The following is a 26,151-nucleotide window of genomic DNA, read 5'->3' as shown; positions in this document are numbered from 1 at the left end:
GCGACAGAATCACGGCCAGACCAGCTTCAACGCGATCGCCAGCATGGCGATGCCGACCAGGACGTCCAGCACCCGCCACGCCGCCTGGCTGGCGAACACCGGCCGCAACAGGCGGGCGCCGAACCCCAGTGTGAAGAAGAACGTGAACGAAGCCGCCATCGCGCCCAGCGCGAAGGCAGCCTTGTGTCCGTCGTACTGGCTGGAGATCGAACCGAGCAGCACCACCGTGTCGAGATAGACATGGGGATTGAGCCAGGTGAAGGCCAGGCAGGTGGCCAGGGTGGCGCCCAGCCCGGCCGCTTGCCGACCCGATGGCGTCAGGCTGCCGTGGTTGCGCAGGGCGGAACGCAGGCTGCGCGCCGCGTACGCCAGCAGGAACAGCGCCCCGCCATAGCGCAGCACCGGTTCCAGCCAGGGCAGGGCATGCGATGCCAGGCCGAAGCCGGCCACGCCGGCGGCAATGAGGATCGCGTCCGAGACGGCGCATACCAGGCAGACGGCAAAGACGTGTTCCTGGCGCAAGCCTTGCCGCAGCACGAAGGCGTTCTGGGCGCCGATCGCGAGAATCAGGCTCAGGCTGAGGAAAAAACCGGGAAGGAAGGCGCTGGTCATGTCATACCCTGGATCAAGGGCGACAGACTAGCGGCTGCAGGGTGATTAGAGAATCTAAAGATGCTAATCCATCTTTAGGGATACTGAAGGAACGCCGGGCGGCTCAGTGGCGCGGACGGGTGGGTTCGGGCTGTAGCTTGTCGAGCTGGGCCTGCAGCGAATCGAGCAGCAGTTGCAGTTGTTCGGAGGTCATGGCGTAGACGCGGCCGCGGCCAGCGCGGCCCATCGCCGTGGGCGAAGGATCGCTCAGGAAATCCAGCCGCAGCAGCAGCGAATCATGTTCCCGCAGCGGCATCATGGCCCAGCCCGTCACGGGCGACACGGCTTCGCCGGCCTTGAAATCTCTGTCTTGCACCTTGCACCGTCCTGTTTACGCATCCGGCGGATGGCCGGAAGGCCTGATTTTATTAATTCAGTTATTTGTCAGCAAGCGGGCGCCTACATAATCGGACTGGATAACTGGACAAGGGCAGGAGCTTTACCCTGTCGATGGGCGGCGGACGCCGTGGCAGCGTGGCGGCAACGGCTTGCCAGGCAACAAAAAGGCGCCGCGATGGCGGCGCCCTGCGCAATGATCGGGCTCGGGAAGGAGGGGGTCAGCCGGCGCTCTGGTCTGCCGCCTTCAGCAAGCTGTACAGCTTGTCCTTGAGCAGCAATTTTTCCTTTTTCAGGATTTCGACGCTGGTGTCCGAGGCCGGCACGATGCCCGCCTCCATATTCTTGATTTCCTGGTCCAGGTCGTTATGGCGCTGGAACAGGGCCGAGAAGTGACCGTTCTCGGCTTTCAGGCGGGTGATCAGTTGGCGGTACTCAGGGAACATGACGGCCTCTTGCTGGATCCGGGTGGAAGGGGACTGCGCGGGGCCGGCGGACCGGCCCGTAAATGAGCTGTCGGTTCCATGACATAACAATGCCCCGTCAAAGTCAACCCGCCGCGCCCGTGCCGCCGCGGCCGGTTTGACGCGGCGCAAGCACGGTTCAGGCGCGCCGTCGCCTGGTCTTATCTACTCACGTTTGTTTACATGGCATGCCTGGGCCGGGGATACACTCGCTTCCCCGTGGTCTGCCATAAAAGTGAAATGAATCAGCGCGCGCCCATTTACCGTCAGGTCCTGGATTTGTTCAAGCAGGACGGCCGCATCCGCCCCGGCACGGGAATGATCACCGGCGTGATCGCGTTGTTCCTGGCGATCCTGTCCGTACTGGGCGTCCTGGCATTTCATTTCCCGGCATATCTGACGACCCCGGAGCTACGCAGTTTCTATACGGTGGAGGCAATGCGCACGCTGCTGTTCGCCGCCTTGCTGGCCTCCGGCACCATTGCCTTGACCAACATCGTGTTCGGCCGCCAGCGCTGGCTCAATATCGCCGCTTTCGTGCTGGTGTGCTGCGCGGTCGCGGCGGGCGGCAGCCAGGTCGTGGTGACCTCCTCCAATACCGGCCACCACCCCTATCTGGGGCTGGACTGGTTCATCCTGGACCTGCTGGCCTCGAGCACGGTGTTCATCATCTTCGAGAAGCTGTTCCCCTTGTACCCGGGCCAGCCTGTGTTCCGCGGCGAATGGCAGGTGGACATGAAGCATTTCCTGTTCAATCACCTGTCGGTCGGCGCGGTGCTGTTGTGCATCAACTTCTTCGTGCACCGGTTGTTCTCGTGGGCCGCGTATGAGCCGCTGCAGGAGGCGATCCAGTCGTTGCCGTACCTGGCGGAACTGTTCGTGGCGGTGCTGGTGGCGGACCTGGTGCAGTATGCCGCGCACCGCGCGTATCACGAGGTGCCGTTCCTGTGGCGCATCCACGCCGTGCATCACAGCACCCGTACGCTCGACTGGCTGGCCGGTTCGCGCCTGCACATCGTCGAGTTGCTGATCACGCGGGTGGCGGTGCTGGGCGTGCTGTTCGCGCTGGGCTTTTCCAAGCCGGTGCTGGATGCCTACATCATCATCGTCGGCTTCCAGGCGGTGCTCATCCACTCCAACGTCAAGCTGCCGTGGGGCTGGCTGCGCTACGTGATCGTGACGCCCGACTTCCATCACTGGCACCATTCGTCCGATACCGAGGCGATCGACAGGAACTACGCGGCCCACCTCTCGTTCATCGACTACCTGCTCGGCACGGCGGTGCGCGGCACCGGCAAGCGTCTGCCGGAAAACTACGGCATTCTCGACAACGATATGCCGGGCACCTTCCTGGCGCAGCAGGCCTATCCTTTCCGCAAGAAGTAGGCCGGGGCGGCTACATCACCTTCACCGCGCGGCCGATGAACAGGATCGGCCCGGTGGGTTTGCCGATAGGCGAGCCGGTGGCGGGCTCCAAAGTCAGTTCAAACAATTGGTTCGGTTCGAGCGGCGGCAATTGATCCAGCGGGATGCGCACGGGTTCGCCGGGCTTGACCAGCCCCAGGGATACCGGTCCCGCCCACCCGTCGGCCTTGGTCCAGAATTCCAGGGCGCGGTCCGCGGGCACCTGGACCGCGGCCAGTGGCACCAGTTTCACCTCGCGCTGGCCGGCGCGGGCCTGGACCACCCAGCCCGGCGTTTGGGATTGCGGCGCCACCAGCACGACCATGTACTGCATCGTGGCCGGCGCCTGGGCGGGCCGCAACGCCTGGGTGGCGACCGTCAGGGCCAGGGCCGCGGCGAGGCCGCCGGCGGCGGCGCGCCAGAATCCCAGGTTGTCCCAGAGCCGCGGACGAGCTTGGCCGTGCGCGCGCGCCGCGGCCGCCTGGCGGGGCGCATAGAGGGTGGCGGCGATGCGCGGCCACAAGCCAGGGGAGGGCTCGATGGGAGAGGCCAGCGCGGTCAACGGTAGTAGCCGGTCTTCCCAGCGCGCCACGGCGGCGCGCAGGGTGGGATCATGGGGCAGGCGGCCTTCGACCTCGCGCCGGCGGTGGTTGGGCAACGTGCCCAGCACGTACTCGCCGGCCAGTTCGTCCATGTCTTCCGGGGTTTCGGGGGGCGCGTTCATGCCAGGCATTCCTTGAGCGCCTTCAGGCTGCGCTTGATCCAGGCCTTGACCGTGCCCAGGGGCGCTTCCAGGCGCTGCGCGATTTCGCTGTGGGACAGGCCCTCGACGTAGGCGTGCAGCAGGCAGTTGCGGCGCACCGGTTCCAATTGCTCCAGGCAGGGGCCGATGCGGCCAGCGCTTTCGCGCCATTCGAAGGCATCGCGGGTGTCATGCCACGCCTGCATCGAGTCGCGGATATCGAGCGCGGCCGCGGTGTCATCGTCCACGCCGGTTTCGCGGCGTTCATCGCGCACGGCGTTCAGCGCCAGGTTGCGGGCCACACTGTACATCCAGCCTCGCGCCGAGCCTCGGGTACCGTCGAAAGAGGCCGCCCGCTTCCAGATATTGACGAAGGTGTCGTGCACGATGTCTTCGGCGCGCGCGCGATCTCGCAGGATGCGTTGGGCCACGCCCAGCAGACGGGCGCCCTCCTGGTGGTAGAGAGCCTCCAGTGCGGGCCGGCGTCCGGCCGCGCACTCTCTGAGGGCCGCTTCGTAGTCGAAATCCGGGGCAGGTCTGTTCGGCATGCTCGCGGGGCGCGGAAGGTTGGGCCCGGGCGCGTTCCGGGCGGCGGATAGGGCATCTTACCGGAGTTCCACCGCGCGAAACGCGCCGGGCTTCAGTTTGCCTTCCAGAAGATGTAGTCGGCCTGGTAGGAGACCTGGCTGCGTTGTCCCAGCGTGGCGTTGGTGCAAGGCGCCTGCGGCGCGACGCCCCCCTTGAGCGCGGTGCGCTGGATGTAGGCGACCCCGGTCATCGCGCCCTTACCCATGGCGGGATTGGCCTTGACCAATTGATAGGGCAGGTTGCCCGCTCCGGCAGGCGCAACGGCGACCTGGGTGCCGGTCAGTTTGGAACCATCCGTTGCTTCCCAGGTGGCGGGCGGGCCGTAGTAGCTGCCGACCTGCTTGCCCTGGCGGTCTTTCAATACTGCTTTCGGGCCGGCGAAGACCCATTCCGCCTGGTCCTTGGCGTCGGCCTTGGCACGGCATTCGTAGGTGATCTCGCCGGTGCCGACGGTTTCCCAGGCGACTTTGTGGCCGGCTGGCACCTGCACGCTGGCGGGCAGGCCATCTTGCGAATATGCCATGGCCTGCGACTGGCCGAGTAGGCCGCCAGCAGCCAGGGTTGCAATGGCGAACAATGTGGCGGCCGGGCGGCCGGCGATGCGTCGAGTCTTCATGAGGGGTCTCCTGCGATAGGGGATCTGTCTGCAACGACGCACGGGGTGCGCGTCGTTGCAGGTACTACACGCGGGAAACGCTTTTGGATGCAGCCGGGTGAAGAAAATCGTGAGATCGATCCGGAGAGCGGCGCACCCTCACCGGTTGAAGCAGGGTGCCGCCGTCGGATCAGGCCGCCAGCGCCTCATCCTTCCAGCGCTGTTTGTCGCGCAAGGGCGGCGTGCCGAACAGGCGGCTGTATTCACGGCTGAACTGCGACGAACTCTCGTAGCCGACCGCATGGGCCGCCAGGGCCACGCCGGCATCATCGGTCAGCATCAGCCGGCGCGCCTCCTGCAGCCGCAGGTGCTTCTGGTACTGCAGCGGGCTCATGGCGGTGGCCTGCTTGAAATGATGATGCAGTGACGACACGCTCATATGCACGTCGCGCGCGATTTCCTCGACGCGCAATGGCAGCGCGTAGTTGTCGCGCAGGATGCGGATCGCCTTGGCCACGCGATTGAGCTGGCTGTCCTGCAGCACGGTCTGGCGCAGCACCACGCCCTGGCCGTTCATCAACAGGCGGTACAGCAGTTCGCGCTTGACCATGGGCGCCAGGATGGGGATGTCGCGTGGCGTATCGAGCAGGCGGAGCAGGCGCAGCATCACGTCCAGCAGGGTGCCGCCAAGCGGATTGACGCACATGGCGCGCGAGGCTTCGGCCGGCACCAGCGGCGGCAGGTTCTCGTCGCTGATCAGGGCGGTGATTTCCTCTGGGTTCAGGTCCAGCCGCAAGCCCAGGTAGGGCAGGGTCGGGCTGGCCACCGAGACCTTGGCCACCACCGGCAGGTCGACTGACGAGATCAGGTAGTGGAATGGATCGTACTCGTAGGCTTCGTCACCGATCAGCACCCGCTTGGATCCTTGCGCGATGACGGCCAGCGCCGCCTTCTGCAAGGCGGGCTTGGGGCCGGTCGGCTGCGAGATGCGGTGCAGGAACAGGCCTTCGATGGGTGTATCGAGCGAGCCTTCGAGCGTGCCGGTCATGCGCTCGAGCAGGCACAGCAGTTCGTGCCGGGCGGGTTCGAAAACGGCATTCGGCGGGGTGGTCGTGTCGGTGGGGGCGGGAGGCATGGAGGGGCTCCGGGCAAGGCGCCCTTGCGCGCGCGTGGCGGGTGGGGCGCCGGAGGATCAGGCGTCGTCGAGTGTAGATCCAACCAGGGAGCTTGCATGCCATCCAGCAAGTGGATGCGGAGAAATAGGCAAAAAACGTGGAGGATCGGGCGCATGCCGGGGAGGGGGGCGGCCGGGCCGGAGGATCGGGCAAAAAAAGGGCAGGATCGAGCATCGCCTGCGGCCCCTGCGGCGCCGCATACTGTTTCCACCCCGGCCGTGCGCCGCCGCCGTCCCATCCCGGGCCGGTACCGCGCCCTGCCTGCGAAGGAGTGCACTCATGCGGTACAAGAAATTCGGCAATACCGGCCTGTTCGTTTCGGAATTGTGCCTGGGCACGATGACCTTCGGCGGCGAAGGCGAGTTGTGGAGCAAGATCGGCGCCTTGCAGCAGGAGGACGCCAACCGGCTGGTGGGCCGTGCCCTGGAGGCGGGCGTCAACTTTATCGACACGGCCGACGTGTATTCGGAAGGCCGTTCCGAGATCATCACCGGACAGGCGTTGCGCGACCTGAAGGTGGCGCGTGACGATGTGGTCGTCGCCACCAAGGTGTTCGGCCAGACCGGGCCAGGGGCCAATGCCCGCGGCAATTCGCGTTTTCACATCATGGACAGCGTCAAGAAGAGCCTGGCGCGCCTGCAGCTGGACCATATCGACCTGTACCAGATTCATGGCTTTGACCCGGCCACGCCCATCGAGGAAACGGTGCGGGCGCTCGACAACCTGGTGCAGCACGGGCACGTGCGCTACGTCGGGGTATCCAACTGGGCGGCCTGGCAGATCGTGAAGGCGCTGGGCATCGCCGAGCGCCTGGGCCTGGCCCGTTTCGAATCGCTGCAGGCCTACTACACCATCGCCGGCCGCGACCTGGAGCGCGAGATCGTGCCCATGCTGCAAAGCGAGGGGCTCGGCCTGATGGTGTGGAGCCCGCTGGCGGGCGGCCTGCTCAGCGGCAAGTACGGCCGCGATGGCCAGGCCGCGGCCGGCGACCGCCGCGCCCAGTTCGACTTCCCGCCGGTCGACCGCGAGCGTGCCTTCGACAGCATCGACGTCTTGCGCCAGGTGGCCGAGGCGCGCGGCGTGTCGGTGGCGCAGGTTGCGCTGGCCTGGCTGCTCCATCAGCGAGCGGTCACCAGCGTCATCATCGGCGCCAAGCGCGTCGACCAGCTGGACGACAACCTCGCGGCCACCGCCATCCGCTTGACCGGCGACGAACTGGCGGCCCTGGACAAGGTCAGCGCCCTGCCACCGGAATATCCGGGCTGGATGTTCACGCGCCAGGGCGAGTTCCGGCGCAAGCAGCTGAGCGAGTCCGACGCCGTGTGAACGGATTTGGGCTGGTAAAGCGTCGATGGCAGCGGCTGCCGCCTGCCGAAGGGGCGGCCGGGCGGGTAGAATCCTGGAACCAGGCGCGGCCGGCCAGCCGGCCGCGCCGCCTATTTCCGGGAGCCTCCGTATGCCGCGCACCGCGCGCGTTGCCACCCTGGCGCAGCGTGACAAATCGCTGGCCGCGCTCGAACTCATGCCGCGCACCGGCTACGTGGGTCCGTGGGACCGCCCGACGCGCTAGCGTATCGCGTCGCCATGGCCATTCCTTTCCTGCGCCAGCTCACCGCGGTCAGCCGCACACCGCAGGCCAACCGGCGGCTGGCCTACTTCCTTACCTTCGTCGCCGGGGCGGTCAACGCGGGCGGGTTCCTGGCGGTGCAGCAATACACCTCGCACATGTCCGGCATTGTTTCGATGATGGCCGATCACATGGTGCTCGGCAGCGTGGCAGTGGTCTTGCAGGGATTGGCCGCGCTGCTGTCGTTCCTGGCGGGCGCGGCGACGTCGGCCTCGCTGATCAACTTTGGGCGGCGTTCGCACCTGGCCAGCGAATTCGCGCTGCCCCTGGTGCTCGAGGCCTTGCTGCTGCTGGCCTTCGGCCTGCTGGGCGCGAACCTGGGGGACCTGCGCTGGTTCTACGTGCCGGGCACGGTGATGCTGCTGTGCTACATCATGGGCCTGCAGAACGCGATGATCACCAAGGTGTCCAAGTCCGAGATCCGCACGACCCACGTGACCGGCATGGTCACCGACATCGGCATCGAGCTGGGCAAGCTGTTCTACTGGAACCTGGCTCACGACGACAAGGCTGGCGGCCCGCGAGTGCGGGCCGACCGTGGCAAGCTGATCGTGCTCAGCACGCTGGTCACGCTGTTTTTCTGCGGCGGGGTGGTGGGCGCCTATTCCTTCTTCCACTACGGTTTCGGCTCGACCCTGCCGCTGGCGCTGTTCCTGCTGGTTCTGGCGGCGGTGCCGGTGGCCGACGACATCCGCCATTTCTTTGCGCGCCCCTAGCGTTGCATGACCCTGGCGCCTGGTCCGGGCGCGGCTCAGGCCTTGGCGTGTGCCAGAAAGACCTGCAGCGCGGCGGCCGTCTGCCAATGCAGGCTTTCGAGGCGGGCGTCCTTGGCCGGGTCGGTGATGGCGCGGCCCTTGGCGTCGATGGGATAGGGTTCTCCCAGCAGCCGCGCCATGTCGATCTGGTAGTGGCTGCTGTCGCCATAGGGGCGCTTGCCATCGATGAACGGCATGGGCCAAAAGGCGTCGCCTTCACGCAGCACCGCTTCCAGTTCGTCCTTGCCGGCTTCGCGCCAGCTGGCCGCGCGCAGCAGCGTCAGGTGCTCGCGCCGCAGTTCGAAGCGGCCCTGCGCGTCGACGCCGCTGTCGGGAAAGTCGAACATTTCCCGGCGCTCCGGCGGCACGGCGTAGCGGCCAGGCGCCAGCCGTCCCAGTTCGCGAACATAGGTCGGCACCAGCCGGCAGACTTCGGCCAGTCGTTGCGCCGCCAGCGCGGGGTCGCGCGTGTCCAGCGCCGCCATGGCCGCGGCCAAGGTGTCCCTGCCGCCCAGGGGATGCTCGAATTCGATGCCGGGCGCGCCCGATTCCACCGGAATCCAGATCACGCCCAGGCGCCGCATCAGCGCGGCGTGTTGCGCGCCATAGCGGATCTGCCCGGGGGTGGCCTGGAACACCTGCCTGACGATGGTGTCGCGCCCTTGGCTCGCCAGGGCGCGCAACGGGGCGCAGGCCAACGCGGCCAGGGCCAGGCTGAAGCGGCGGCGGGAAGATGAAGGCATGATCGGCGGCATGCAAGCCTCTGGCTCAGGATGGTACCCCTACGATATCGCGAAATCCCGGCATGCACGGCGCACGGCAAGGGTCCGGCGTTGCCACCGGACCTTGGCCGTTCTCCGAGGCTCGCCGCGATCACTTGGGCATGAGCACGGTGTCGATCACATGGATCACGCCGTTGGACTGGTAGACGTCATAGGTGCTGATATTGGCCACGCCGCCCTTTTCGTCCTTGACGATCAGGTTGTGCTTGCCGTTCATCATGACCCAGAGCTTGCCGCCGCTGGCGGTGGCCAGTTCCGTGACGCCGCCCTTCCTGGCCCGGGCGGCCAGCGCGTCGAAGTCCAGTTTTCCCGGAACGACGTGGTAGGTGAGGATCTTGGTGAGGGGTGCCTTGTTCTCCGGCTTGACCAGGTTGTCGACGGTCCCCACCGGCAACTTGGCGAAGGCGGCGTTGGTGGGCGCGAACACGGTGAAGGGGCCCTTGCCCTGCAGCGTATCGACCAGGCCAGCGGCCTTGACCGCCGCCACCAGGGTGGTGTGGTCGGCGGAGTTGATCGCGTTGGCGACGATGTCCCTGGCGGGCATCATCGGTTGTCCGCCCACCATGACGTCGGCCGCGTGGGCGGGCGACAGGGTCAGGGCGGAGCAGGCGATGGCAAGCGAGGCTAGCAGTTTCATGACGATCTCCTTTTTGGGTTGGCCGTCACCAGGAAATACGGGGCGCCTGAGCCGTTGGATGCCGTCGCTTGATCAGGACAAACCCTAGGTGGAGCCCTTTGGCGCCGGCCCGTGGCGCGGGCCCGGATCACCTTGCCGCCGAGCACGATCGGACCGGTCGGAGCGCCCCGCGGCGCGCTGCCCGGGTTCGATGTCGGGACGCCGCAGCCGGTCGATGCAGCGGTCGCGGACGATGCGGGGCATCCAGGTCATCGCCTGGCTCTGCTCGGCGCGGTATTGGCCGGCCGCCGGATCGAAACGAAACATTCCTGCAGCACGTCCTCGGCGGCTGCCTGGTCTCTCAACATACGCCTGGCGAGCGCAACCAGATGCCGGGACGCCAGCCGGTACAGTTCGGCCAGCGCGGATCCGCGCTGTTGCGCGCATTCGGCGCGCAGGTCCTGGAGACGCTGGGCGTCGGGCATCGGATCATGGAGAAGGTCGATCACGTCGGTGGGGGGCAGGCCGGCTAAAGCATGCCGGCGTGGAGCCCGCGCGTCACCCTGTCGCGATCACTACAATAGTGCGTTTGACGGCCAGTCCGGCACGCAATCCGGGCATGGCCGGCACGGCATACCGGTAAACGCGCCTTTCGGGCGTCTGTTCGAAACCTCGATCGGTTTTCGGCCGGTTAGTATCCAGAGAGCATTGCCATGCCGCGCACCGGCGCGCGGCATTGTCCGCGAATCGTGCGATTCGCTATTTTTCCGGAGGACAAGAACAAACATGGACGCGGAATTCTGGTTGGAGCGCTGGCGTGACGGGCGCACGCATTTTCATCAGACACGAGTGACGCCGCTGCTGCAGAAATACTGGCCGACACTCTCGGTGCCCGCAGGCGGCAAGGTGCTGGTGCCGCTGTGCGGCAAGTCGCTGGACATGGTCTGGCTGGCGGCGCAGGGCTACCAGGTCCTGGGCGTGGAACTGTCGCAATTGGCCGTCGAGCAGTTCTTCAACGAGAACGAGCTCAAACCGGTGATCCACGAGAGCGCCTATGGCAGGCACTACGTGGCGGGCAATATCGAGATCATCTGCGGTGACATCTTCAAGCTGGACGCGCCGCTGCTGTCGCACTGCGTGGGCGCGTACGATCGTGCCGCGCTGGTGGCGCTACCCGCCGACATGCGCGGCGACTATGTGCGCCACGTCTATGGCCAGCTGGCGCCCGGCTACCGTGGGCTGTTGATCACCCTGGACTATCCGCAGGAAGAAATGGATGGGCCGCCATTCGCGGTGGTCGACGCCGAGATGCGCAATCTGTTCACCGGCGTGTCGCCAGCGGTCATCATCGACCGCCGCGACATCCTGGCCAAGGAACCCAAGTTCGCCGAACGCGGCGTCAGCCGGCTGGACACCGTCGTCTACCGGCTGGGGGTCCAGGCCTGAGAGGTTGCCGGGCGGCGCGTCGACGCCGCCCGTCGGGCGCTCGGGGCGTGCGCGGCCTGCCGCCTGGCGCCGTGTCCCGCCCGCCGGCTCAGAAGAACCAGCCGCCGCGGGTCAGGTCCTTCTCGCAGCTCTTGTACTGGCTGGCGAACTTGTCGGCGCGCGCCTGCACTTTCTTTGATACGGTCTTCAACCACGCCTTGCGGTCGTAGCTGCGGTTGCGATAGCCGGTCCAGCCCTCGTGGTAGTTCAGGTACTGGCCATAGGCGTCCCATTTGGAGATGCCATTCAGGCGCTGGGTCTTGTTCATGTACCAGCCCATGAAATCGAGCGCATCGGCGAAATTGTCGCGGCTGGCGCCCCAGCCGCCGGCATCCTTCTTGTAATCGGCCCAGGTTTCGTCCTTGGCCTGGGCGTAGCCGTAGGCGGAACTGACCCGGCCCCACGGAATGATGCCCAGGAAGTAATAGCGCGGCGGCACCGCGTCCTGCTTGAAGCTGGATTCCTGGTACATCATCGCCATTGGCACCGGCACCGGCGCGCCCCATTTCTTCTGCACCTTCAGCGCGGCGTCGTGCCAATCCGGCTTTTCGCGGAAGATGGCGCAGATGTTCTCGGGATTCGAGGGCGGGGCGGTGGCGCAGCCGGCCAGCGCGGTCAGCAGCGGCAGCGGCATCAAGAGCCGTGTCATTGGCGGTTTTCTCCCGGTGCCGGCGGGCGGCGGTTACGTCTTGCTTGTCACGATTTGCGGTGATTGTATGAAAACGTATCGCCGTGAAAGTTCCGTCCCCTACTTTCGGACGCATGGCAGGGTGTGTCAGTCCTATCTGCGGCTTCGCCAAACCCGTGGGCCGCGCCAATGAAAACGGCCCCGGATCACTCCGGGGCCGTGTCGCAGGCGAGCCTACGTGGCGAGGTTTACACCTCGATCACGTCCGCCACGTCCTTGTAGTCGGCGATCTTGTCGAAGTTCAGGTACTGGTAGATCTGGTCGCCGCTCTTGTTGATGACGCCCATGTCGGCCATGTACTCGTCCTTGGTCGGGATGCGGCCCAGCTTCGAGCAGATCGCGGCCAGTTCGGCCGAACCCAGGTACACGTTGGTGTTCTTGCCCAGGCGGTTCGGGAAGTTGCGGGTGCTGGTGGACATCACCGTCGCGCCTTCACGGACCTGCGCCTGGTTGCCCATGCACAGCGAGCAGCCCGGCATTTCGGTGCGGGCGCCGGCGGTGCCGAACACGCCGTAGTGGCCTTCCTCGGTCAGCTGGGTGGCATCCATCTTGGTGGGCGGGGCCACCCACAGCTTGACCGGGATGTCGCGCTTGCCTTCGAGCAGCTTGGACGCCGCGCGGAAGTGGCCGATGTTGGTCATGCAGCTGCCGATGAACACTTCGTCGATCTTGGCGCCGGCGACTTCCGACAGCGTCTTGACGTCGTCCGGGTCGTTCGGGCAGGCCACGATGGGCTCGTGCACGTCGGCCAGGTCGATCTCGATGACGGCGGCGTATTCGGCGTCGGCGTCCGGTTCCAGCAGCTGGGGATTGGCCAGCCAGGCTTCCATCGCCTTGATGCGGCGGCCCAGCGTGCGCTCGTCTTCGTAGCCGTTGGCGATCATCCACTTGAGCATCACGATGTTGCTGTTGATGTACTCGATGATCGGTTCCTTGTTCAGGCGCACCGAGCAGCCAGCGGCCGAACGCTCGGCCGAGGCGTCCGACAGTTCGAAGGCTTGTTCGACCTTCAGGTCGGGCAGGCCTTCGATTTCCAGGATGCGGCCGGAGAAGATGTTCTTCTTGCCTTGCTTGGCGACCGTCAGCAGGCCCTGCTTGATGGCGTACAGCGGGATCGCGTTGACCAGGTCACGCAGGGTGACGCCGGGTTGCAGCTTGCCCTTGAATCGCACCAGCACCGATTCCGGCATGTCCAGCGGCATCACGCCGGTGGCGGCGGCGAAGGCGACCAGGCCCGAGCCGGCCGGGAACGAGATGCCGATGGGGAAGCGGGTGTGCGAGTCGCCGCCGGTGCCGACGGTGTCGGGCAACAGCATGCGGTTCAGCCACGAGTGGATCACGCCGTCGCCCGGACGCAGTGAGACGCCGCCGCGGGTGCTGATGAACTCGGGCAGCGTGTGGTGCGTCTTGACGTCCACGGGCTTGGGATAGGCGGCGGTGTGGCAGAACGACTGCATCACCAGGTCGGCCGAGAAGCCCAGGCAGGCCAGGTCCTTGAGTTCGTCGCGGGTCATGGGGCCGGTGGTGTCCTGGCTGCCGACCGAGGTCATCTTCGGTTCGCAGTAGGTGCCCGGACGGATGCCACGGCCTTCCGGCAGGCCGCAGGCGCGGCCGACCATCTTTTGGGCCAGCGAGAAGCCCTTGCCGGTGTCGGCCGGGTCCTTGGGCAGGCGGAACAGCGTCGACGGCGCCAGGCCCAGCGCTTCGCGCGCCTTGGCGGTCAGGCCGCGGCCGATGATCAGCGGAATGCGGCCGCCGGCGCGCACTTCGTCGAACAGCACGTCGGACTTCACTTCGAATTCGGCGATGACTTCGCCGTTCTTGATGGCCTTGCCTTCATAGGGGCGCAGCTCGACCACGTCGCCCATTTCCATCTTGGAAACGTCGAGTTCGATCGGCAGGGCGCCGGCGTCTTCCATGGTGTTGTAGAAGATCGGGGCGATCTTGTTGCCCAGGCACACGCCGCCAAAACGCTTGTTCGGCACGAAGGGGATGTCTTCGCCGGTGAACCACAGCACCGAGTTGGTGGCCGACTTGCGCGAGGAGCCGGTGCCGACCACGTCGCCGACGTAGGCGACCAGGTGGCCCTTTTCCTTCAGCGATTCGATGAACTTCACGGGACCGCGCTTGCCGTCTTCTTCCGGTTGGAAGGCGGCGCCGTCGCGCTTGTTCTTGAGCATCGCCAGGGCGTGCATCGGGATGTCGGGGCGGGTGGTGGCGTCCGGGGCCGGCGACAGGTCGTCGGTGTTGGTTTCGCCGGGCACCTTGAAGACCGTGATGGTCAGGCTTTCGGGCAGTTCCGGGCGGCTGGTGAACCATTCGGCGTCGGCCCAGCTCTGCATCACGGACTTGGCGTTGGCGTTGCCCTTGTCGGCCTTTTCCTTGACGTCGTGGAAGGCGTCGAACATCAGCAGGGTCTTTTTCAGGGCGTCGGCGGCGATCGTGCCGATTTCCTTGTCGTCGAGCAGTTGGACCAGCGGGCCAATGTTGTAGCCGCCCAGCATGGTGCCGAGCAGTTCGGTCGCCTTGGCGCGGCTGATCAGGGCACAAGCTTCGGTGCCCAGGGCCACGGCGGCCAGATACGAGGCCTTGACCTTGGCGGCATCGTCCACGCCGGCCGGAACACGGTGGGTCAGCAGATCGACCAGGTTCTGCTCTTCGCCCGCGGGCGGGTTCTTCAGCAGTTCGATCAGTTCAGCGGTTTGTTTTGCCGTCAGGGGCAGCGGGGGAATCCCCAGGGCCGCGCGTTCGGCAACGTGTTGGCGGTAAGTATCCAGCATGTGAGGCCTGCTTAAAGTCGGGTTGGAAGAAGGGTTGTCGCCGGAATTGTAGAGGGAAGAGGGGGCCGCTAGCAAACGTCTTATATCTTATATAAGACTTGGGTCGATAGGCGTTGCCTGCGGGCCACGCCGGGGCGTCGCCCGGCATGGCGGCGGCGGTCTGCCGTGGGTGAAAATGGGGTCGATTCAGCCTTCCGCGCCGGGGGGGCGTCCAGGGCGGGACGTTGCGGGCGCTGCGTCAGGCGCCGTACCCGCGGTGGGGTAACGGTGCCTTTGCGCTGCCTCAATCAATTGCGGGCGGGCCGCGGCCGTGGCTCAGTTGGCCTTGGCGTCGTACACCACGCCCACGCGGGCGAAGTTGGCGCCATACTGCTTGACGTCCAGCTGGAACGGCGCGCTCTCGCCCGGCTTGAGCTTGGGCAGGCGCAGCTCCGAATAGCGCGCGCCGGTCAGCTTGTCCTGGGCGTCGTAGAGGCTGACCCAGACTTTGACGTTGTCGATCTCGGCGTTGTCGTTGTTGCGCACCCGGCCATGCACGGTGACGTACTTGTAGCGATAGCGGTAGGTGAAATTCAGGGTGCCGGTGCCGATGCCGGCCTCGGTGTTTTCGACGCTGATGTCCAGCGCCGGGCGCGAGCCGGGCAGGGCCGCGCGCTTGGCCGGCTTCCAGTGGGTCTTGACCTCGGAATAGCGCTCGAAATTCTCGCCGTTCAACAGTACCGGAATGCGCTCGCCGGGATAGAGCATGGCCGGCAGCGACCATTCCTGGCGCAGACGCAGGGGGCGCGAGCCGTCGAACACCGAGATCTCCATACCCGGCGACAACGCCACGTACTTGTCGCTGCGGTTGACCACCTCGGCCAGCAGCAGCGGGCGTTCGATCTCGTCGAGCAGGCGGCGCGGCGGCGACAAGGCCAGCGCCGCTGGATCGAAAAGGGCGAAGTCCGGATCCAGCAGTTCGGCCGTGGTCAATCGCACATCGTCGATGATGCGTGGGTTGGCGGGGCTGACACGCACGATGCGGCTGGCGGGGCCTTCGGGAACCGGCGTCGCGGCGGCGGGCGCCGGCGCGGCCTGGGCTGCCTTGGGCGCGTCCCAGGGCAGCAGGCCGTTGTACTTGGCCAGGGCATAGCCGCCGGCGGCCAGGATGATCAGCACCAGCCCGGCCCGGGCGGGCCGCGACAGGGGCCGTGCAGGGGAACGGTCAGCCTTCACTTTGCACCATGTAATCGTAGGATCCGACCTTGCCTTCGGCCAGCATGTCGCAGCGCACGTCGAACGAGGTCAGTGCGCCGGGGGCGAGCGGACTGGCCGACCCGTAGCCATTGCCGGTGCCGATCAGCTTGCCGTCCTCGCCGTACAGCATCACCGTCACCTGGGTGCTGCTGGCCGCGGCCGTGCCCTTGTTGCGCAGCAGGCCCACCAGCCGATAGGCGCCATCGTTGCGCACCAACTGCACTTTGTCGGCGGCGACCTCGCGGGCGTTGCTGTGCGCCAGCGACGGCGTGGCCGGCTTCAGGACGTAGCGGCTATAGGCGGTGTCCGGCAGGGAGATCGTCACCGGGGTGTATTCGCCCGGCAGCAGGGTGCGCGCCATCGGCGAACCCGAGGAGGACGACAGGGTCAGCTCGCCCTGGTAGAACGTGGCGGTGACGCGCGGCGCATCGATCTTCTTGCCGGTCTCGTTGCGCATCAGCATCACCAGTTGGCTACGGCCGCGCGAACGCACCTCCTGCACATCCGTCAGCTTAACCAGCGCCGCATCGATCGGCGGAGGCGCCGCGCGCGAAGGCGGGCGGGTCGACGAACCACTGGTGAACAACGAGGCGGTGACCGGCACCAGGATGGCGGCAAGCACCACCAGCCCGATCGCGATGATCGCGCCGGGCTGCAGCTTGGCGGCTGGCGCCGGCTGCTGCATGCCGCGCAGGATCTTCTCCAGGCGCTGGGCGACGTTGTCCTCGACCAGGGTGACGGCGTGGCAATGGCTGCACTGGTACTCGTTGGTGTCCAGCTTGGTGAACTGGGCGCTGCCGCAGGTCGAGCAGGTCAGCGTCACCGTATTGATCGTGGTCTGTTTGGGTGTCATGCGTGGGGACGGGCGGGCCGCGTCCAGGGTGGCGCCGGGATGGCGCGGCCCGCCCGGGCGCGGCGGGCGTACTGGGCGGCAAGGATAGCGGCCGGGCGCGGCGGACGGGGTGCATGAGCGCATCCGATTATTACAAAATGTAGGAAAACCGCCCGGCAAGCCCTGGACCCGGTGCTATCATCGCCGGCGTCGAACACCCCTCTAGATACGCCGTTTCTCCCAAGTCGTTCCGCTCCGGATCGCGATATTTCGCGGCGGGGCCGAGCCGAGGCAGGTCAGGCTCCGCCCCAGCATGAGCATCCTCCAACACGTGTTGTTCCTCGCCTGCGTGGCGCTGGCGACGTACGCCCAGACCATGACCGGTTTCGCCTTTGGCCTGGTGCTGCTGGGCCTGTCCGGGGTGTTCCAGCTGGCATCCGTGTCCGAGGTGGCCAATGTGGTCAGCGTCCTCTCGCTGGTGAACGCCGTGGTTACGCTGGCGCGCGCCAAGCCCCAGGTCAACTGGCCGTTGATGGCGCCGGCGCTGCTCAGCAGCCTGGCGGGCGTGGCGGTGGGCGTGGCCGCGCTCGCCTGGATCAGTGGCGCCATGGCGGTGCTGCTGCAATTGCTGCTGGGCCTCACCATCATGGCCTGCGCCGTATTGCTGGTGGCGCGCGCCCAGCCCCTGGCGCGCCTCTCGTCGCGCGCGTCGTTCCTGTTCTTCGGCGGCGTTTCGGGCGTGCTGGGCGGCCTGTTCTCCAGCGCCGGGCCGCCCATGGTCTATCACCTGTACCGCCAGCCGCTGCCGCTGGCGTCGATCCGCAACAGCCTGCTGGTGCTGTTTTCGCTGAATGCCGTCGTGCGCCTGACGCTGGTGGCGGGACAGGGCGCCTTCATGGCGACCTCGTTCTGGCTGAGCCTGCAGGCCCTGCCGGTGGTGATCGGCGTGACGTGGGTGGCGCGCCGCTATGCCACCGCCGGGTCGATGAAGACCGTCAAGCGGATGGTGTTCGTGCTGCTGCTGGCGGCCGGCCTGGGCTTGGTGGTGCCGGCGTCGCGGCTCCTCGCGGCGGGTTAGCCGCGAGGCCCCCGGTGATGCCGGAGATGGCGTTCAGCCGCGCTCGCCGGTGATGTAGCGTTCGAGTTCGGTGATGATGAACTTCTGTTCGCTCATGACGTCCTTGACCAGGTCGCCGATGGAAACCAGACCGACCAGCTTCTGGTCCTGGATGACCGGCAGATGGCGGAAGTGACGTTCGGTCATCAGCGCCATGCAGTGTTCGCGGGTGTCTTCCGGACGCACGTAGAAGACGGAATCGGTCATGATTTCGCGCACCTTGGTGGTACGCGACGAGCGGTCCTGCAGCACGATCTTGCGGGCGTAGTCGCGCTCGGTCAGCATGCCCAGCACCTCGTCGCCCTGCGCCACCACCACGGCGCCGATACTGCGCTCGGCCATGGTTTTGATGGCGTCGTACACGGACGAGTCCGGTGAGACGGTCACGACGGCGGGGTTGGCCTTTTCCCTGAGAATCTCAGCAACTTTCTTCACGATGTGCTCCCGAATCGCTGGCAAGGTTCACGCGCCGGCCCGAGTCCGTGCCGGGCGCCTTCAGCCGGCGCACGGTCTGGCCGTGGCTCCATCCTAAGCCCGGCGACGGGATTGCCGCAAGTTTCTGGTAGGTTCTCACGCGGTATGGCCTGGCGGGTTCATGGAGCAGGTGGCTATAGTCGCGGCCTCCGTAGAACACGCCAAGAATGGTCAAGGACCCGTCATCGTTCAGCGAGTAGGCGATGATGCAACGCTTCTGATGATGCAGGAAGCGGAGATTGGGGTTGGCGGCATGGCGCCGCGCTCCGCGTCTTGGAAAATGGGCCAGGTCCAGGCCGGCCTGGATCACGCCGTCGACATAGCCGTCCGCTGTTGCGGAAGTCCCCGCCGCGCTGAAATACCGTTGCATGTTGACGATGTCGCGGAGCGCGTCCGGCGTGAACACGACGCAGAACATGTCAGCGGCCTGAAGGTCGTCTGGCGCGCTCCGCGGCGAGCGCGGCCAGAACCTCGCCAGGGGTGAGCAGGCGGGATGGATCCGCCTTGCTGGCCCGGCTTATCGCTTCGAGCCGCTTGAGCCAGGCGTTTTCGTCCCGCTGATCAACGCCGGGTAGGTAGGGAGGCGGCAGCTCCGGGGGGAGGATCCGATTGGCAGTGTTCCCGCACGGGGGGCCGTTGGGATGGCGTTGGACGGCGTGGCATGTAGAGAATTCCAAAGGCGTGGGCGACCTGGATAGCCTATGTGCGGCACGACGACGCGACAAGTCCTTTCAGCTATTCCCCTCGTCCTATCTTTCGACGAACGCGCGCGAGCGGCCGGCTCGCGCCGGCCGCCCCGCATCTTCAGCGGATCAGGAAGCCCGCGCCCACCGGATCGTTCTTGTCGATGACCCAGCGCGCCGTGCCCAGGATGCTGGCCGTGCCCTTCACCGTCGGCCGCACCGCCCGGGTGCCGTTCAGGTCGACCTCGCCCAGCAGGCAGCCTTCGAAGGTGCCGCTGCCCAGCAGGCCTTCGGACTTGATCGGCTGGTTCAGCCCCATCTTGCCGCGCGCCTCGAACATGGCCATCATCGCGCTGGTGCCGGTGCCGCCGGGCGAACGGTCGAGCTGGCCGGCGCTGAACACGTGCACGTTCTTGTAGAACGCGCCCTCGATCGTCGGCTGGTGCCAGAACGTGATGAAGTTCAGGTTGTTGATATGCGCTTCGGTCGGATGCTGGATGCGCTGTCGGGCATTGAGCTGGTCGCGCACGATCAGGCCCATGCGCGACAGCTCGGTGCCGTTGTCGGGCGAGATGCGCAGGTCGCAGTTCGACAGATCGACGATGCCGAAGTAGTTGCCGCCCCAGACGATGTCGGCCGACAGCTTGCCGTAGCCCGGCAATTCCACCGGGATGTCCTGCGCCGCGACATAGGCCGGCACGTTCTCGAAGCGCGTCCACAGCACGTTGTCGCCTTCCGAGGCCACTTCCGACACCACCAGGCCGGCGGTGGTCTCGAAGCGGATGCGGGTGATGCCGTCCTGGCCGCGCGGCACCAGGCCGTTGGCCACCATGGCCATGCTGACCGCGATGGTGCCGTGGCCGCACATGTGCGAATACTCGGTGCCGTCGATGTAGATCAGGCCGGCGTCGTACTCGGGGCTGGACGGCGGCGTCAGGAACACGCCGAACATGTCCTTGTGGCCGCGCGGCTCGCGCATCAGCGCCTTGCGCAGCCAGTCGTAGTGCCGCTCCAGGAACGCGCGCTTCTCCAGGATGGTGGAGCCGGCGGGGTACGGAATGCCGCTGTGCACGATGCACAGGGGCTCGCCTTCCGTATGGGTATAGATGACATCGAACGCGTCTTGCTTGCGCATGACAGTGACTCCAGGCGGTAGATAGGGGGAAGAGGAAAGTTATTTGCCGCGTTCGGACAGCATGTCCAGCCCGACGGTCAAATCCAGGATCACGATGGCGACGACCGCAGCCACGATCGTGGCGCCCGATACGGCTGCGATGGTCGGATCAATCGTGTATTGCACGTAGTTGAAAAGCTTCACGGGGATGGTGTTCAGGTCCGCCGTGGTGTTGAAAATCGACAGCTCCACATTGATCCACGACGAGATGAAGGCGAAGATCGAACCGGTCACGATGCCCGGGCGGATCTGCGGCAGCACCACCAGGAAGAACGTGGTCCACGGATTGGCGCCCAGGTCGGCCGAGGCTTCCTCCAGCGCGCGCTGTTCCGGCGTCAGCAGCGTCAGGGTGGAGCGCAGCACGAACGGCGCGATGATCACGACGTGGCCGATCAGGAGCGACAGGAAGCTGCGGGTCAGGCCGAAGTACGCGCCGAATTGCAGCAATGCCGCGCCCAGCACGATGTGCGGCAGCACCAGCGGCGACATCAGCACCGAGGTCAACGCGGCCTTGCCCGGAAACTCGTAGCGCGCCAGCGCCAGCGCCGCCGGCACCGTCAGCAGCACCGCCGCCACCGTGGCGGCCAGCGCCAGCACCGTGCTGGTGGTGAACGCGGCCACATAGCCGGCCTCGACCAGCAAGGTGCGGTACCACTCCAGCGTCCAGCCCTGCGGCGGAAACGCCAGGTACGGCGTGGCGGTGAACGATGCGCCCAGGATCACCACGAGCGGCAGCGCCAGGTAGGCCAGCACGGCCAGCGCGGTCAGGCGGATCAGGTGGCGGGCGATCATCGCGCGGCTCCCGGCAAGGTGGCGGCGCGGTTGGCCAGCGCCACCAGGATCAGGGTGAAGACCAGCAGCACCATGCTCAGCGCGCCGCCGTAGTGGAAATCGAACACCGTGCTGTACTGCTGGAAGATCAGCATCGACAGCACCGTGACGCGGCCGCCCGACAGCAGCGCCGGCGTCACGTAGGCGCTGACCGCCAGCGTGAAGACGATGATGGCGCCCGACACCACGCCGGGCAGCGTCAGTGGCCAGGTCACGTGAAGGAAGGTCGCGGCCGGACTCGCGCCCAGGTCGGCCGAAGCCTGCTCGCAGGCCGGATCGACCCGCGCCAGCGCATTGCCTACCGCCAGCACCACGAACGGCAGCAGCACGTAGACCATGCCGATCAGGATGCCCAGCTCGGTGCCGATGAAGCGCATCGGCCGGTCCACCGCGCCGGTCGCCATCAGGCCCTGGTTGACCAGGCCGTTGCGGCCCAGCAGCACCATCCAGCCGAAGGCGCGCACGATGTTGCTGGTGAACAGCGGCACCACCAGCAGGATCACGCAGGCGCGGCGCCAGGCCTGCCAGCGCACCACGCGCACCAGGTACCAGGCCAGCGGATAGCCCAGCAGCAGGCAGGCGACGGTGGTGAACAGGGCCAGCCGGAACGTCACCAGGATCACGTCCCAGTGGTATTGGTCGGCCAGCACCTTCATGTATTGCGCGGCGGTCGGCGTCAGTCCGTCGGGTCCGCCGGTGGCGCTGGCCAGCGCCACCACCGCCAGCGGCGCCAGGAAGAAGGCCGCGAAGAACAGCACCGGGGCCGCCAGCAGCAGGCCGGGAGAGAGCCAGGCGCGCCGCGTCATGGCTGGCCGCCGATCAGGTGCAGGTGCTCGGGCGCGAACGCCAGCGCCACCTCGCCGCCGGCATGCAGGCCGCCGGGCGCGAGGCCGCCGTGGCGCGCCACCAGCGTCTGGCCGCCGATGTCGACGTGGATCATGCTGTGGCTGCCCACGTTGATCACGTCGCTCACGGTGCCGGTCAGCATGGCGTCGGCGCGTTGGCACAGCTTCAGGTCTTCGGGCCGCAGCACGGCCAGGCCGCGACCCGCCGCCGGGCGTTGGGCGAGCGGCACGCGCAGGCCCTGGGCATCCAGCATCAGGGCGCCGTCATCGGCCACGGTATAGGCGATGAAATTGGCGTCGCCGATGAACTCGGCGACGAAACGCGTGGCCGGCTGGCGGTAGATGTCGGCGCCGGCGCCGACCTGCTCGATGCGGCCGGCGTGCATGACCACGACGCGGTCCGCCATGGTCATCGCTTCTTCCTGGTCGTGGGTGACGAAGATGAAGGCGATGCCGAGGCGGGCCTGCAGATGCTTGAGTTCGAGCTGCATGCGCTTGCGCAGCTTCAGGTCCAGCGCCGACAGCGGCTCGTCCAGCAACAGCAGCTTGGGCTGGTTGACGATGGCGCGCGCCAGTGCCACGCGCTGCTGCTGGCCCCCGGACATCTCGCGCGGATAGCGCGGACCGAAGTCGGCCAGGCCGACCATGTCCAGCGCACCCCGGGCGCGCTCGGCCGCTTCCGATTTCGACGCGCCCTGGCGCCGCGGACCGTAGGCGACGTTCTCCTGCACCGTCATGTGCGGAAACAGCGCGTAGTTCTGGAACACGGTATTGAGCGGGCGCTTGTGCGCCGGCAGCCGGCTGACGTCCTGGCCGTCGATCAGGATGCGGCCCGATTCCGGCTGCAGGAAACCGGCGATCGACTTGAGCAGCGTGGTCTTGCCGCAGCCGCTGGGGCCGAGCAGCGCCACGAACTCTCCCTGCTGGATCGCCAGGTCGATTCGGTCCAGCGCCTGGTAGGCGCCGAAGCGCATCGACACGCCTTCGATGGTAAGCAAAGCGGACATGGGGAACGGACCTTGCTCAGCGCTTGCGGGCGACCTGCCGGTTCCACGCGTCGGTGACCTCGGCGCGGCGGGCGTTGATGATGTTCCAGTCGAACAGACTCAGGTTCTTGACCGAGCCGTCGGCGCCCCAGGGCAGCTTGCGGGCCACGTCCTTGGATACCTGCACGTCCTTGACCGCCGGGCCCAGGTACAGCTTGGTCGCCAGGCAGGCGGCCGCGTCCGGCGTCAGCGCGGTGTCGATGAACTTCTGCGCGGCGGCCTTGTTGGGCGCGCCCTTGACCAGGTGCAGGCGGGCGTCGGTGGCCCACACGCCTTCCTTGGGCACGCTGAAGCCGATCGGCAGGCCCTTGTCGATCAGGTCCCAGGCGCCGACGTTGAAGTGCGCGCCGATCACCGCTTCGCCGCTCTGGAAGGCGTTGGTGGCCGCGCCCGAGCTGTCGAAGAACAGCGCGGTGTCCAGCGAGGCCAGCTTGGAATAGAGCGGCCCCAGGTTCGACGGGTCGATCGCCCACACCCGCGCCAGGAAGAAGATGAACGGCACGCCCGACGAGTTGGCGGGCGAGGGCACCGCCACTGCGCCGGCATACTCGGGCTTCCACAGGTCCTTCCAGCTGCTCGGCGGCTGCGTCACCTCCTTGGTGCTGTAGGTGATGCCGAGCGAGTAATAACCGGTGCTGACCGCGAAGGCGGCATTGCCGTCGCGGTACACGCCCTGCTCGATGACGTTCTTCAGGTTGGGAATGGCGCCGCCGTCCAGCGCATCCAGCACGCCGGCCTGCTGCGCCAGCTCGCTGATGCCGCCGTCCATCCAGGCCACGTCGATGGTGGGCGCGGCCTTCTGCTGCTGCAGCTTGGCCAGCGTGGTGGTGGAGGTGCCGACTTCCGGCACCACGGTGACGCCGGTCGCTTTGGTGAAGGGCTCGGCCACGCAGGCGCGGAACGCGTCGCCCCAGTTGCCGCCATACCAGGCGACGGTGATTTTCTGCTGTTGCGCCAGCGCCGCGTGCGAAGCCAGGAGCAGCCCCGCGCCGAGCGCAGCCGCGCCCAGCGCGCTGCGGGTGTTTGTTGCCATGTCGGATTCCCCTTGTAGATTTGTCGATCCGCGACTCATTGACTCAAGTACCACAGGCGCATCTTGGGCGATGCTCGGGAAAACGAGCTTGAAGGCGCGGGACATAAACTTGAATAATTGCGTCATGTCCGTCGTCGCGCCACCCCCGTCCTTGCCGCTCTCCTATGAAGACGGCAAAGCGCGCCCGCCTCAGGGAAAACCCGCCCTGACCATCGGCATCGTGCTGCTGGACCAGTTCACGCTGGCGGCGTTCGCCGGTTTCGTCGACGTGTTGCGGCTGGCCGGCGACCATGGCGGCCGCAGCCGCCAGATCCATACCGCCTGGCGCGTGATGAGCTGGGACGGCAAGCCGCGCTGCTCCAGCGCCGGCCTGACCATCGAAGTGGAAGCCGGCCTGCCCGACGATCCGGCGCAGTTCGACTACATCGCGGTCTGCGGCGGCAATGATTATTCGAGCGGCCGCATGCCCGAGCCGCTGCGCGATTGGCTGCGGCTGGCGGCGGCGCTGCGGGTGCGGCTGCTGGGCATCTGCACCGGCACCTTCGCCCTGGCGCAGGCCGACGTGATCGGGCCGCGCACGGTCTGCGTGCACTGGAATGTGCTGGAAGCCTTCCGCGAGCGCTTCGCGCAGACCCGCGCGGTGGTCGATCGCCTGTTCGTCGACGAGGGCGACCTGATTTCCTGCGCGGGTTCCACCGCCGCCATCGACCTGGGCCTGTACCTGGTGGCGCGCCATTGCGGCCGCGACAAGGCGCAGCAGGCCATGCGCCACATGATGTTGCAGGGCGCGCGGCCGGGCCGCGTGCCGCAGGCGCATTTCCGCACCGACCTGTCCGGCATCCAGGACCTGCGCGTGCGGCAGGCGGCGCATTTCATCGAGCAGCGCATCGACAATCCGCCGCCGCTGGACGCCATCGCGCGTTACGTCGGCGTGGGCCGGCGCCAGCTGGAACGGGCCTTCCGCCTGGCCACCGGCATGTCGCCGATGGCGTTCCAGCGGCAATTGCGGCTGGAATATGGCAGCTGGTTGTTGCTTAATAATGCCTGCAGCATCACGCAAATCGCGCTGGATTGCGGATTTGCCGACGGCGCGCATTTTTCACGCGATTTCCGCGCGCATTTCGGGCAATCCCCACGCCAGTATCAGCAAAGCCACGGGCGGCAGGCCGCGCGGCACGAAGGCGAAATCAGCGTCTTTCCCGCGTAGCCTTGCGCCCGCAAGGAGACCGGCATGACATACGACCTTTGGTATTGGGACGGCATACCCGGACGCGGGGAATTCGTGCGCCTGGCGCTGGAAGCGGGCGGGATTCCGTATCGGGAGCGCGCGCGCGAGCCGGCCGGCGACGAAGACGCGCTGGTCAAGGACATGCTGTCCGACCGCAAGCATCCGCCCTTTGCGCCGCCGTACCTGGTGGCAGGCAAGATGACCCTGGCGCAAACCGCCAACATTCTGCTGTTCCTGGGTGAAAAGCACGGCCTCGCGCCCGCCAGTGTCGAAGGCCGGCTGTGGGTGAATCAATTGCAGCTGACCATCGCCGATATGGTGGCCGAGGCGCACGATACTCACCACCCCATTTCCGCCAGCGATTATTACGAAGACCAGAAAGAAGAGGCGGCGCGGCGCGCCCGTGATTTCCGCGAAGCGCGCATTCCGAAATTCCTGGGTTACTTCGAGCGGGTGCTGAGCGGCCCGGACGCCTGGCTCGCGGGCGGCAAGCGCTGGAGCTACGTCGACCTGTCGCTGTTTCAACTGGTCGATGGCCTGCTCTATGCCTTTCCGCGTCGCATGCGGACGCAGGCGGTCAGGTTTCCCAATGTCATGGCCTTGCACCGCCGTGTCGCCGAATTGCCGGCGCTGCAGCCCTATTTCACCAGCGGTCGCCGCCTGCCGTTCGGCGAAGGCATATTCCGCCATTATCCGGAACTGGACGCGGAATAACGATTCCGGTTCGCAATCCGGGGCGGGCGGATTCGTATTAACCCCTATTAATAATCCGGAAGGCCGCGGCTTGCGCGCCGATGAAACACGGTGAAATAGCGGTGAGCGGAATTTTTTTGGTAAACGCGCGCTGAATATATTGAGAACGCCCCATTTTTGGGATTAAATATTTTCGACTGGATACATTCTTCATCTTCCTGTAATCACTGCCCTCCCGCCGCGGCGTTGGCGGCGGACATCCAGGCAAGCG

General features: G+C 66.5%; 27 protein-coding genes and 1 pseudogene. 7 read left to right on the top strand and 21 right to left on the bottom strand.

The features are described 5' to 3' along the window. Window positions 1-9: 9 nt before the first annotated feature. The 3 genes from AC6CR5_RS13800 to AC6CR5_RS13790 all read right to left on the bottom strand — a co-directional run bounded on the left by AC6CR5_RS13800 (window position 10) and on the right by AC6CR5_RS13790 (window position 1,433). Window positions 10-612 carry a LysE/ArgO family amino acid transporter gene (locus tag AC6CR5_RS13800; protein ID WP_054438643.1) on the bottom strand — a complete coding sequence of 201 codons (603 nt, stop codon included), beginning with the start codon at window positions 610-612 and terminating at the stop codon, window positions 10-12. Between the two features lie 103 nt (window positions 613-715). Beyond that, window positions 716-967 (bottom strand): BssS family protein, encoded by a 252-nt coding sequence (locus tag AC6CR5_RS13795; protein ID WP_049051161.1) that lies wholly within the window; start codon window positions 965-967, stop codon window positions 716-718. 241 nt (window positions 968-1,208) lie between these two features. Then, the gene (locus AC6CR5_RS13790) at window positions 1,209-1,433 is read right to left on the bottom strand and encodes an HP1242/YdcH family protein (protein ID WP_006383908.1); all 225 of its coding nucleotides are present in this window, start codon (window positions 1,431-1,433) and stop codon (window positions 1,209-1,211) included. A 258-nt stretch (window positions 1,434-1,691) separates the two neighbouring features. Here AC6CR5_RS13790 and AC6CR5_RS13785 point away from each other — a divergent pair, with 258 nt between their 5' ends. Beyond that, the gene (locus tag AC6CR5_RS13785) at window positions 1,692-2,837 is read left to right on the top strand and encodes a sterol desaturase family protein (RefSeq protein ID WP_498085713.1); all 1,146 of its coding nucleotides are present in this window, start codon (window positions 1,692-1,694) and stop codon (window positions 2,835-2,837) included. A 10-nt stretch (window positions 2,838-2,847) separates the two neighbouring features. Here AC6CR5_RS13785 and AC6CR5_RS13780 read toward each other — a convergent pair whose 3' ends face one another. The 4 genes from AC6CR5_RS13780 to AC6CR5_RS13765 all read right to left on the bottom strand — a co-directional run bounded on the left by AC6CR5_RS13780 (window position 2,848) and on the right by AC6CR5_RS13765 (window position 5,915). Further along, window positions 2,848-3,579 carry an anti-sigma factor gene (locus AC6CR5_RS13780; protein WP_150101820.1) on the bottom strand — a complete coding sequence of 244 codons (732 nt, stop codon included), beginning with the start codon at window positions 3,577-3,579 and terminating at the stop codon, window positions 2,848-2,850. Beyond that, window positions 3,576-4,145, bottom strand: a complete 570-nt coding sequence (locus AC6CR5_RS13775; RefSeq protein ID WP_150101821.1) for a sigma-70 family RNA polymerase sigma factor — start codon at window positions 4,143-4,145, stop codon at window positions 3,576-3,578. Before AC6CR5_RS13775 ends, AC6CR5_RS13780 begins: the two co-directional genes overlap by 4 nt. A 92-nt stretch (window positions 4,146-4,237) precedes the next feature. Then, entirely contained in the window at window positions 4,238-4,801 is a 564-nt protein-coding gene (locus tag AC6CR5_RS13770) for a DUF3455 domain-containing protein (RefSeq protein ID WP_150101822.1), read from the bottom strand. 169 nt (window positions 4,802-4,970) lie between these two features. Beyond that, complete coding sequence (locus AC6CR5_RS13765) at window positions 4,971-5,915, bottom strand: AraC family transcriptional regulator (protein ID WP_238920621.1); 945 nt, start codon at window positions 5,913-5,915, stop codon at window positions 4,971-4,973. 319 nt (window positions 5,916-6,234) lie between these two features. On the opposite strand from AC6CR5_RS13765, the gene AC6CR5_RS13760 reads away from it, so the two are divergent. Both AC6CR5_RS13760 and AC6CR5_RS13755 read left to right on the top strand, forming a co-directional pair. Next, window positions 6,235-7,281 carry an aldo/keto reductase gene (locus tag AC6CR5_RS13760; protein WP_200221740.1) on the top strand — a complete coding sequence of 349 codons (1,047 nt, stop codon included), beginning with the start codon at window positions 6,235-6,237 and terminating at the stop codon, window positions 7,279-7,281. 258 nt (window positions 7,282-7,539) lie between these two features. Then, window positions 7,540-8,277, top strand: a pseudogene (locus AC6CR5_RS13755) (YoaK family protein); the annotation flags it as partial. Between the two features lie 56 nt (window positions 8,278-8,333). On the opposite strand, the gene AC6CR5_RS13750 reads toward AC6CR5_RS13755, so the two are convergent. The 3 genes from AC6CR5_RS13750 to AC6CR5_RS13740 all read right to left on the bottom strand — a co-directional run bounded on the left by AC6CR5_RS13750 (window position 8,334) and on the right by AC6CR5_RS13740 (window position 10,244). Next, window positions 8,334-9,080 carry a hypothetical protein gene (locus AC6CR5_RS13750; protein ID WP_223821559.1) on the bottom strand — a complete coding sequence of 249 codons (747 nt, stop codon included), beginning with the start codon at window positions 9,078-9,080 and terminating at the stop codon, window positions 8,334-8,336. A 130-nt stretch (window positions 9,081-9,210) separates the two neighbouring features. Next, the gene (locus AC6CR5_RS13745; RefSeq protein ID WP_150101825.1) at window positions 9,211-9,756 is read right to left on the bottom strand and encodes a fasciclin domain-containing protein; all 546 of its coding nucleotides are present in this window, start codon (window positions 9,754-9,756) and stop codon (window positions 9,211-9,213) included. A 248-nt stretch (window positions 9,757-10,004) separates the two neighbouring features. After that, entirely contained in the window at window positions 10,005-10,244 is a 240-nt protein-coding gene (locus tag AC6CR5_RS13740; RefSeq protein ID WP_227739991.1) for a sigma factor, read from the bottom strand. A gap of 277 nt (window positions 10,245-10,521) precedes the next feature. Between AC6CR5_RS13740 and AC6CR5_RS13735 the strand changes: the two genes are divergently transcribed. Next, window positions 10,522-11,181: a thiopurine S-methyltransferase gene (locus AC6CR5_RS13735; RefSeq protein WP_026383802.1), complete on the top strand. Its 660-nt coding sequence runs from the start codon at window positions 10,522-10,524 to the stop codon at window positions 11,179-11,181. Window positions 11,182-11,269: 88 nt separating this feature from the next. On the opposite strand, the gene AC6CR5_RS13730 is transcribed toward AC6CR5_RS13735, so the two are convergent. The 4 genes from AC6CR5_RS13730 to AC6CR5_RS13715 all read right to left on the bottom strand — a co-directional run bounded on the left by AC6CR5_RS13730 (window position 11,270) and on the right by AC6CR5_RS13715 (window position 16,777). Beyond that, entirely contained in the window at window positions 11,270-11,869 is a 600-nt protein-coding gene (locus AC6CR5_RS13730) for a transglycosylase SLT domain-containing protein (protein ID WP_006383920.1), read from the bottom strand. 227 nt (window positions 11,870-12,096) lie between these two features. Then, complete coding sequence (acnB, locus tag AC6CR5_RS13725) at window positions 12,097-14,688, bottom strand: bifunctional aconitate hydratase 2/2-methylisocitrate dehydratase (protein ID WP_006383921.1); 2,592 nt, start codon at window positions 14,686-14,688, stop codon at window positions 12,097-12,099. Between the two features lie 315 nt (window positions 14,689-15,003). Then, entirely contained in the window at window positions 15,004-15,903 is a 900-nt protein-coding gene (locus AC6CR5_RS13720; protein WP_035359327.1) for an FxLYD domain-containing protein, read from the bottom strand. Beyond that, window positions 15,893-16,777, bottom strand: coding sequence for an FxLYD domain-containing protein (locus AC6CR5_RS13715; RefSeq protein ID WP_172999835.1), 885 nt, complete (start codon window positions 16,775-16,777; stop codon window positions 15,893-15,895). Before AC6CR5_RS13715 ends, AC6CR5_RS13720 begins: the two co-directional genes overlap by 11 nt. Window positions 16,778-17,069: 292 nt before the next feature. Here AC6CR5_RS13715 and AC6CR5_RS13710 point away from each other — a divergent pair, with 292 nt between their 5' ends. Next, on the top strand, window positions 17,070-17,834 hold the full coding sequence (locus tag AC6CR5_RS13710) for a TSUP family transporter (RefSeq protein WP_020926862.1): 765 nt from the start codon (window positions 17,070-17,072) through the stop codon (window positions 17,832-17,834). Between the two features lie 33 nt (window positions 17,835-17,867). Here AC6CR5_RS13710 and AC6CR5_RS13705 read toward each other — a convergent pair whose 3' ends face one another. The 7 genes from AC6CR5_RS13705 to AC6CR5_RS13675 form a co-directional block, all read right to left on the bottom strand. Further along, window positions 17,868-18,308 carry a CBS domain-containing protein gene (locus AC6CR5_RS13705; protein WP_006383925.1) on the bottom strand — a complete coding sequence of 147 codons (441 nt, stop codon included), beginning with the start codon at window positions 18,306-18,308 and terminating at the stop codon, window positions 17,868-17,870. Further along, entirely contained in the window at window positions 18,292-18,765 is a 474-nt protein-coding gene (locus tag AC6CR5_RS13700; protein ID WP_241061344.1) for a type II toxin-antitoxin system RelE/ParE family toxin, read from the bottom strand. The genes AC6CR5_RS13705 and AC6CR5_RS13700 overlap by 17 nt, the downstream gene beginning before the upstream one ends. A 386-nt stretch (window positions 18,766-19,151) precedes the next feature. Further along, window positions 19,152-20,165, bottom strand: coding sequence for a proline racemase family protein (locus AC6CR5_RS13695; RefSeq protein WP_238920620.1), 1,014 nt, complete (start codon window positions 20,163-20,165; stop codon window positions 19,152-19,154). Between the two features lie 39 nt (window positions 20,166-20,204). Continuing rightward, entirely contained in the window at window positions 20,205-20,996 is a 792-nt protein-coding gene (locus AC6CR5_RS13690; RefSeq protein ID WP_054428328.1) for an ABC transporter permease, read from the bottom strand. After that, window positions 20,993-21,841, bottom strand: coding sequence for an ABC transporter permease (locus AC6CR5_RS13685; protein WP_054507814.1), 849 nt, complete (start codon window positions 21,839-21,841; stop codon window positions 20,993-20,995). Before AC6CR5_RS13685 ends, AC6CR5_RS13690 begins: the two co-directional genes overlap by 4 nt. Further along, window positions 21,838-22,887, bottom strand: a complete 1,050-nt coding sequence (locus tag AC6CR5_RS13680; protein ID WP_238920618.1) for an ABC transporter ATP-binding protein — start codon at window positions 22,885-22,887, stop codon at window positions 21,838-21,840. Before AC6CR5_RS13680 ends, AC6CR5_RS13685 begins: the two co-directional genes overlap by 4 nt. 16 nt (window positions 22,888-22,903) lie before the next feature. Then, entirely contained in the window at window positions 22,904-23,959 is a 1,056-nt protein-coding gene (locus AC6CR5_RS13675; protein WP_054498056.1) for an ABC transporter substrate-binding protein, read from the bottom strand. 124 nt (window positions 23,960-24,083) lie between these two features. Here AC6CR5_RS13675 and AC6CR5_RS13670 point away from each other — a divergent pair, with 124 nt between their 5' ends. Both AC6CR5_RS13670 and AC6CR5_RS13665 read left to right on the top strand, forming a co-directional pair. Further along, window positions 24,084-25,166, top strand: a complete 1,083-nt coding sequence (locus AC6CR5_RS13670; protein WP_053500088.1) for a GlxA family transcriptional regulator — start codon at window positions 24,084-24,086, stop codon at window positions 25,164-25,166. 24 nt (window positions 25,167-25,190) lie between these two features. After that, on the top strand, window positions 25,191-25,901 hold the full coding sequence (locus tag AC6CR5_RS13665; RefSeq protein WP_150101829.1) for a glutathione S-transferase: 711 nt from the start codon (window positions 25,191-25,193) through the stop codon (window positions 25,899-25,901). The last annotated feature ends 250 nt before the right edge of the window (window positions 25,902-26,151 follow it).

The sequence above is a fragment of the Achromobacter sp. EG18 genome, from assembly GCF_059759395.1.
The sequence above is the reverse complement of the archived record's forward strand: the minus strand, read 5'-3'. Positions and strand labels throughout refer to the sequence as shown.

What these genes read in the sequence shown, in the direction of transcription:
- AC6CR5_RS13685 (WP_054507814.1), bottom strand. Translation starts at nt 21,841, where the DNA reads ATGACGCGGCGCGCCTGGCTCTCTCCCGGCCTGCTGCTGGCGGCCCCG.
- AC6CR5_RS13680 (WP_238920618.1), bottom strand. Translation starts at nt 22,887, where the DNA reads ATGTCCGCTTTGCTTACCATCGAAGGCGTGTCGATGCGCTTCGGCGCC.
- AC6CR5_RS13750 (WP_223821559.1), bottom strand. Translation starts at nt 9,080, where the DNA reads ATGCCTTCATCTTCCCGCCGCCGCTTCAGCCTGGCCCTGGCCGCGTTG.
- AC6CR5_RS13700 (WP_241061344.1), bottom strand. Translation starts at nt 18,765, where the DNA reads ATGTTCTGCGTCGTGTTCACGCCGGACGCGCTCCGCGACATCGTCAAC.
- acnB (WP_006383921.1), bottom strand. Translation starts at nt 14,688, where the DNA reads ATGCTGGATACTTACCGCCAACACGTTGCCGAACGCGCGGCCCTGGGG.
- AC6CR5_RS13735 (WP_026383802.1), top strand. Translation starts at nt 10,522, where the DNA reads ATGGACGCGGAATTCTGGTTGGAGCGCTGGCGTGACGGGCGCACGCAT.
- AC6CR5_RS13760 (WP_200221740.1), top strand. Translation starts at nt 6,235, where the DNA reads ATGCGGTACAAGAAATTCGGCAATACCGGCCTGTTCGTTTCGGAATTG.
- AC6CR5_RS13745 (WP_150101825.1), bottom strand. Translation starts at nt 9,756, where the DNA reads ATGAAACTGCTAGCCTCGCTTGCCATCGCCTGCTCCGCCCTGACCCTG.
- AC6CR5_RS13775 (WP_150101821.1), bottom strand. Translation starts at nt 4,145, where the DNA reads ATGCCGAACAGACCTGCCCCGGATTTCGACTACGAAGCGGCCCTCAGA.
- AC6CR5_RS13695 (WP_238920620.1), bottom strand. Translation starts at nt 20,165, where the DNA reads ATGCGCAAGCAAGACGCGTTCGATGTCATCTATACCCATACGGAAGGC.
- AC6CR5_RS13730 (WP_006383920.1), bottom strand. Translation starts at nt 11,869, where the DNA reads ATGACACGGCTCTTGATGCCGCTGCCGCTGCTGACCGCGCTGGCCGGC.
- AC6CR5_RS13780 (WP_150101820.1), bottom strand. Translation starts at nt 3,579, where the DNA reads ATGAACGCGCCCCCCGAAACCCCGGAAGACATGGACGAACTGGCCGGC.
- AC6CR5_RS13785 (WP_498085713.1), top strand. Translation starts at nt 1,692, where the DNA reads ATGAATCAGCGCGCGCCCATTTACCGTCAGGTCCTGGATTTGTTCAAG.
- AC6CR5_RS13770 (WP_150101822.1), bottom strand. Translation starts at nt 4,801, where the DNA reads ATGAAGACTCGACGCATCGCCGGCCGCCCGGCCGCCACATTGTTCGCC.
- AC6CR5_RS13665 (WP_150101829.1), top strand. Translation starts at nt 25,191, where the DNA reads ATGACATACGACCTTTGGTATTGGGACGGCATACCCGGACGCGGGGAA.
- AC6CR5_RS13710 (WP_020926862.1), top strand. Translation starts at nt 17,070, where the DNA reads ATGAGCATCCTCCAACACGTGTTGTTCCTCGCCTGCGTGGCGCTGGCG.
- AC6CR5_RS13690 (WP_054428328.1), bottom strand. Translation starts at nt 20,996, where the DNA reads ATGATCGCCCGCCACCTGATCCGCCTGACCGCGCTGGCCGTGCTGGCC.
- AC6CR5_RS13800 (WP_054438643.1), bottom strand. Translation starts at nt 612, where the DNA reads ATGACCAGCGCCTTCCTTCCCGGTTTTTTCCTCAGCCTGAGCCTGATT.
- AC6CR5_RS13765 (WP_238920621.1), bottom strand. Translation starts at nt 5,915, where the DNA reads ATGCCTCCCGCCCCCACCGACACGACCACCCCGCCGAATGCCGTTTTC.
- AC6CR5_RS13670 (WP_053500088.1), top strand. Translation starts at nt 24,084, where the DNA reads ATGTCCGTCGTCGCGCCACCCCCGTCCTTGCCGCTCTCCTATGAAGAC.
- AC6CR5_RS13675 (WP_054498056.1), bottom strand. Translation starts at nt 23,959, where the DNA reads ATGGCAACAAACACCCGCAGCGCGCTGGGCGCGGCTGCGCTCGGCGCG.
- AC6CR5_RS13715 (WP_172999835.1), bottom strand. Translation starts at nt 16,777, where the DNA reads ATGACACCCAAACAGACCACGATCAATACGGTGACGCTGACCTGCTCG.
- AC6CR5_RS13790 (WP_006383908.1), bottom strand. Translation starts at nt 1,433, where the DNA reads ATGTTCCCTGAGTACCGCCAACTGATCACCCGCCTGAAAGCCGAGAAC.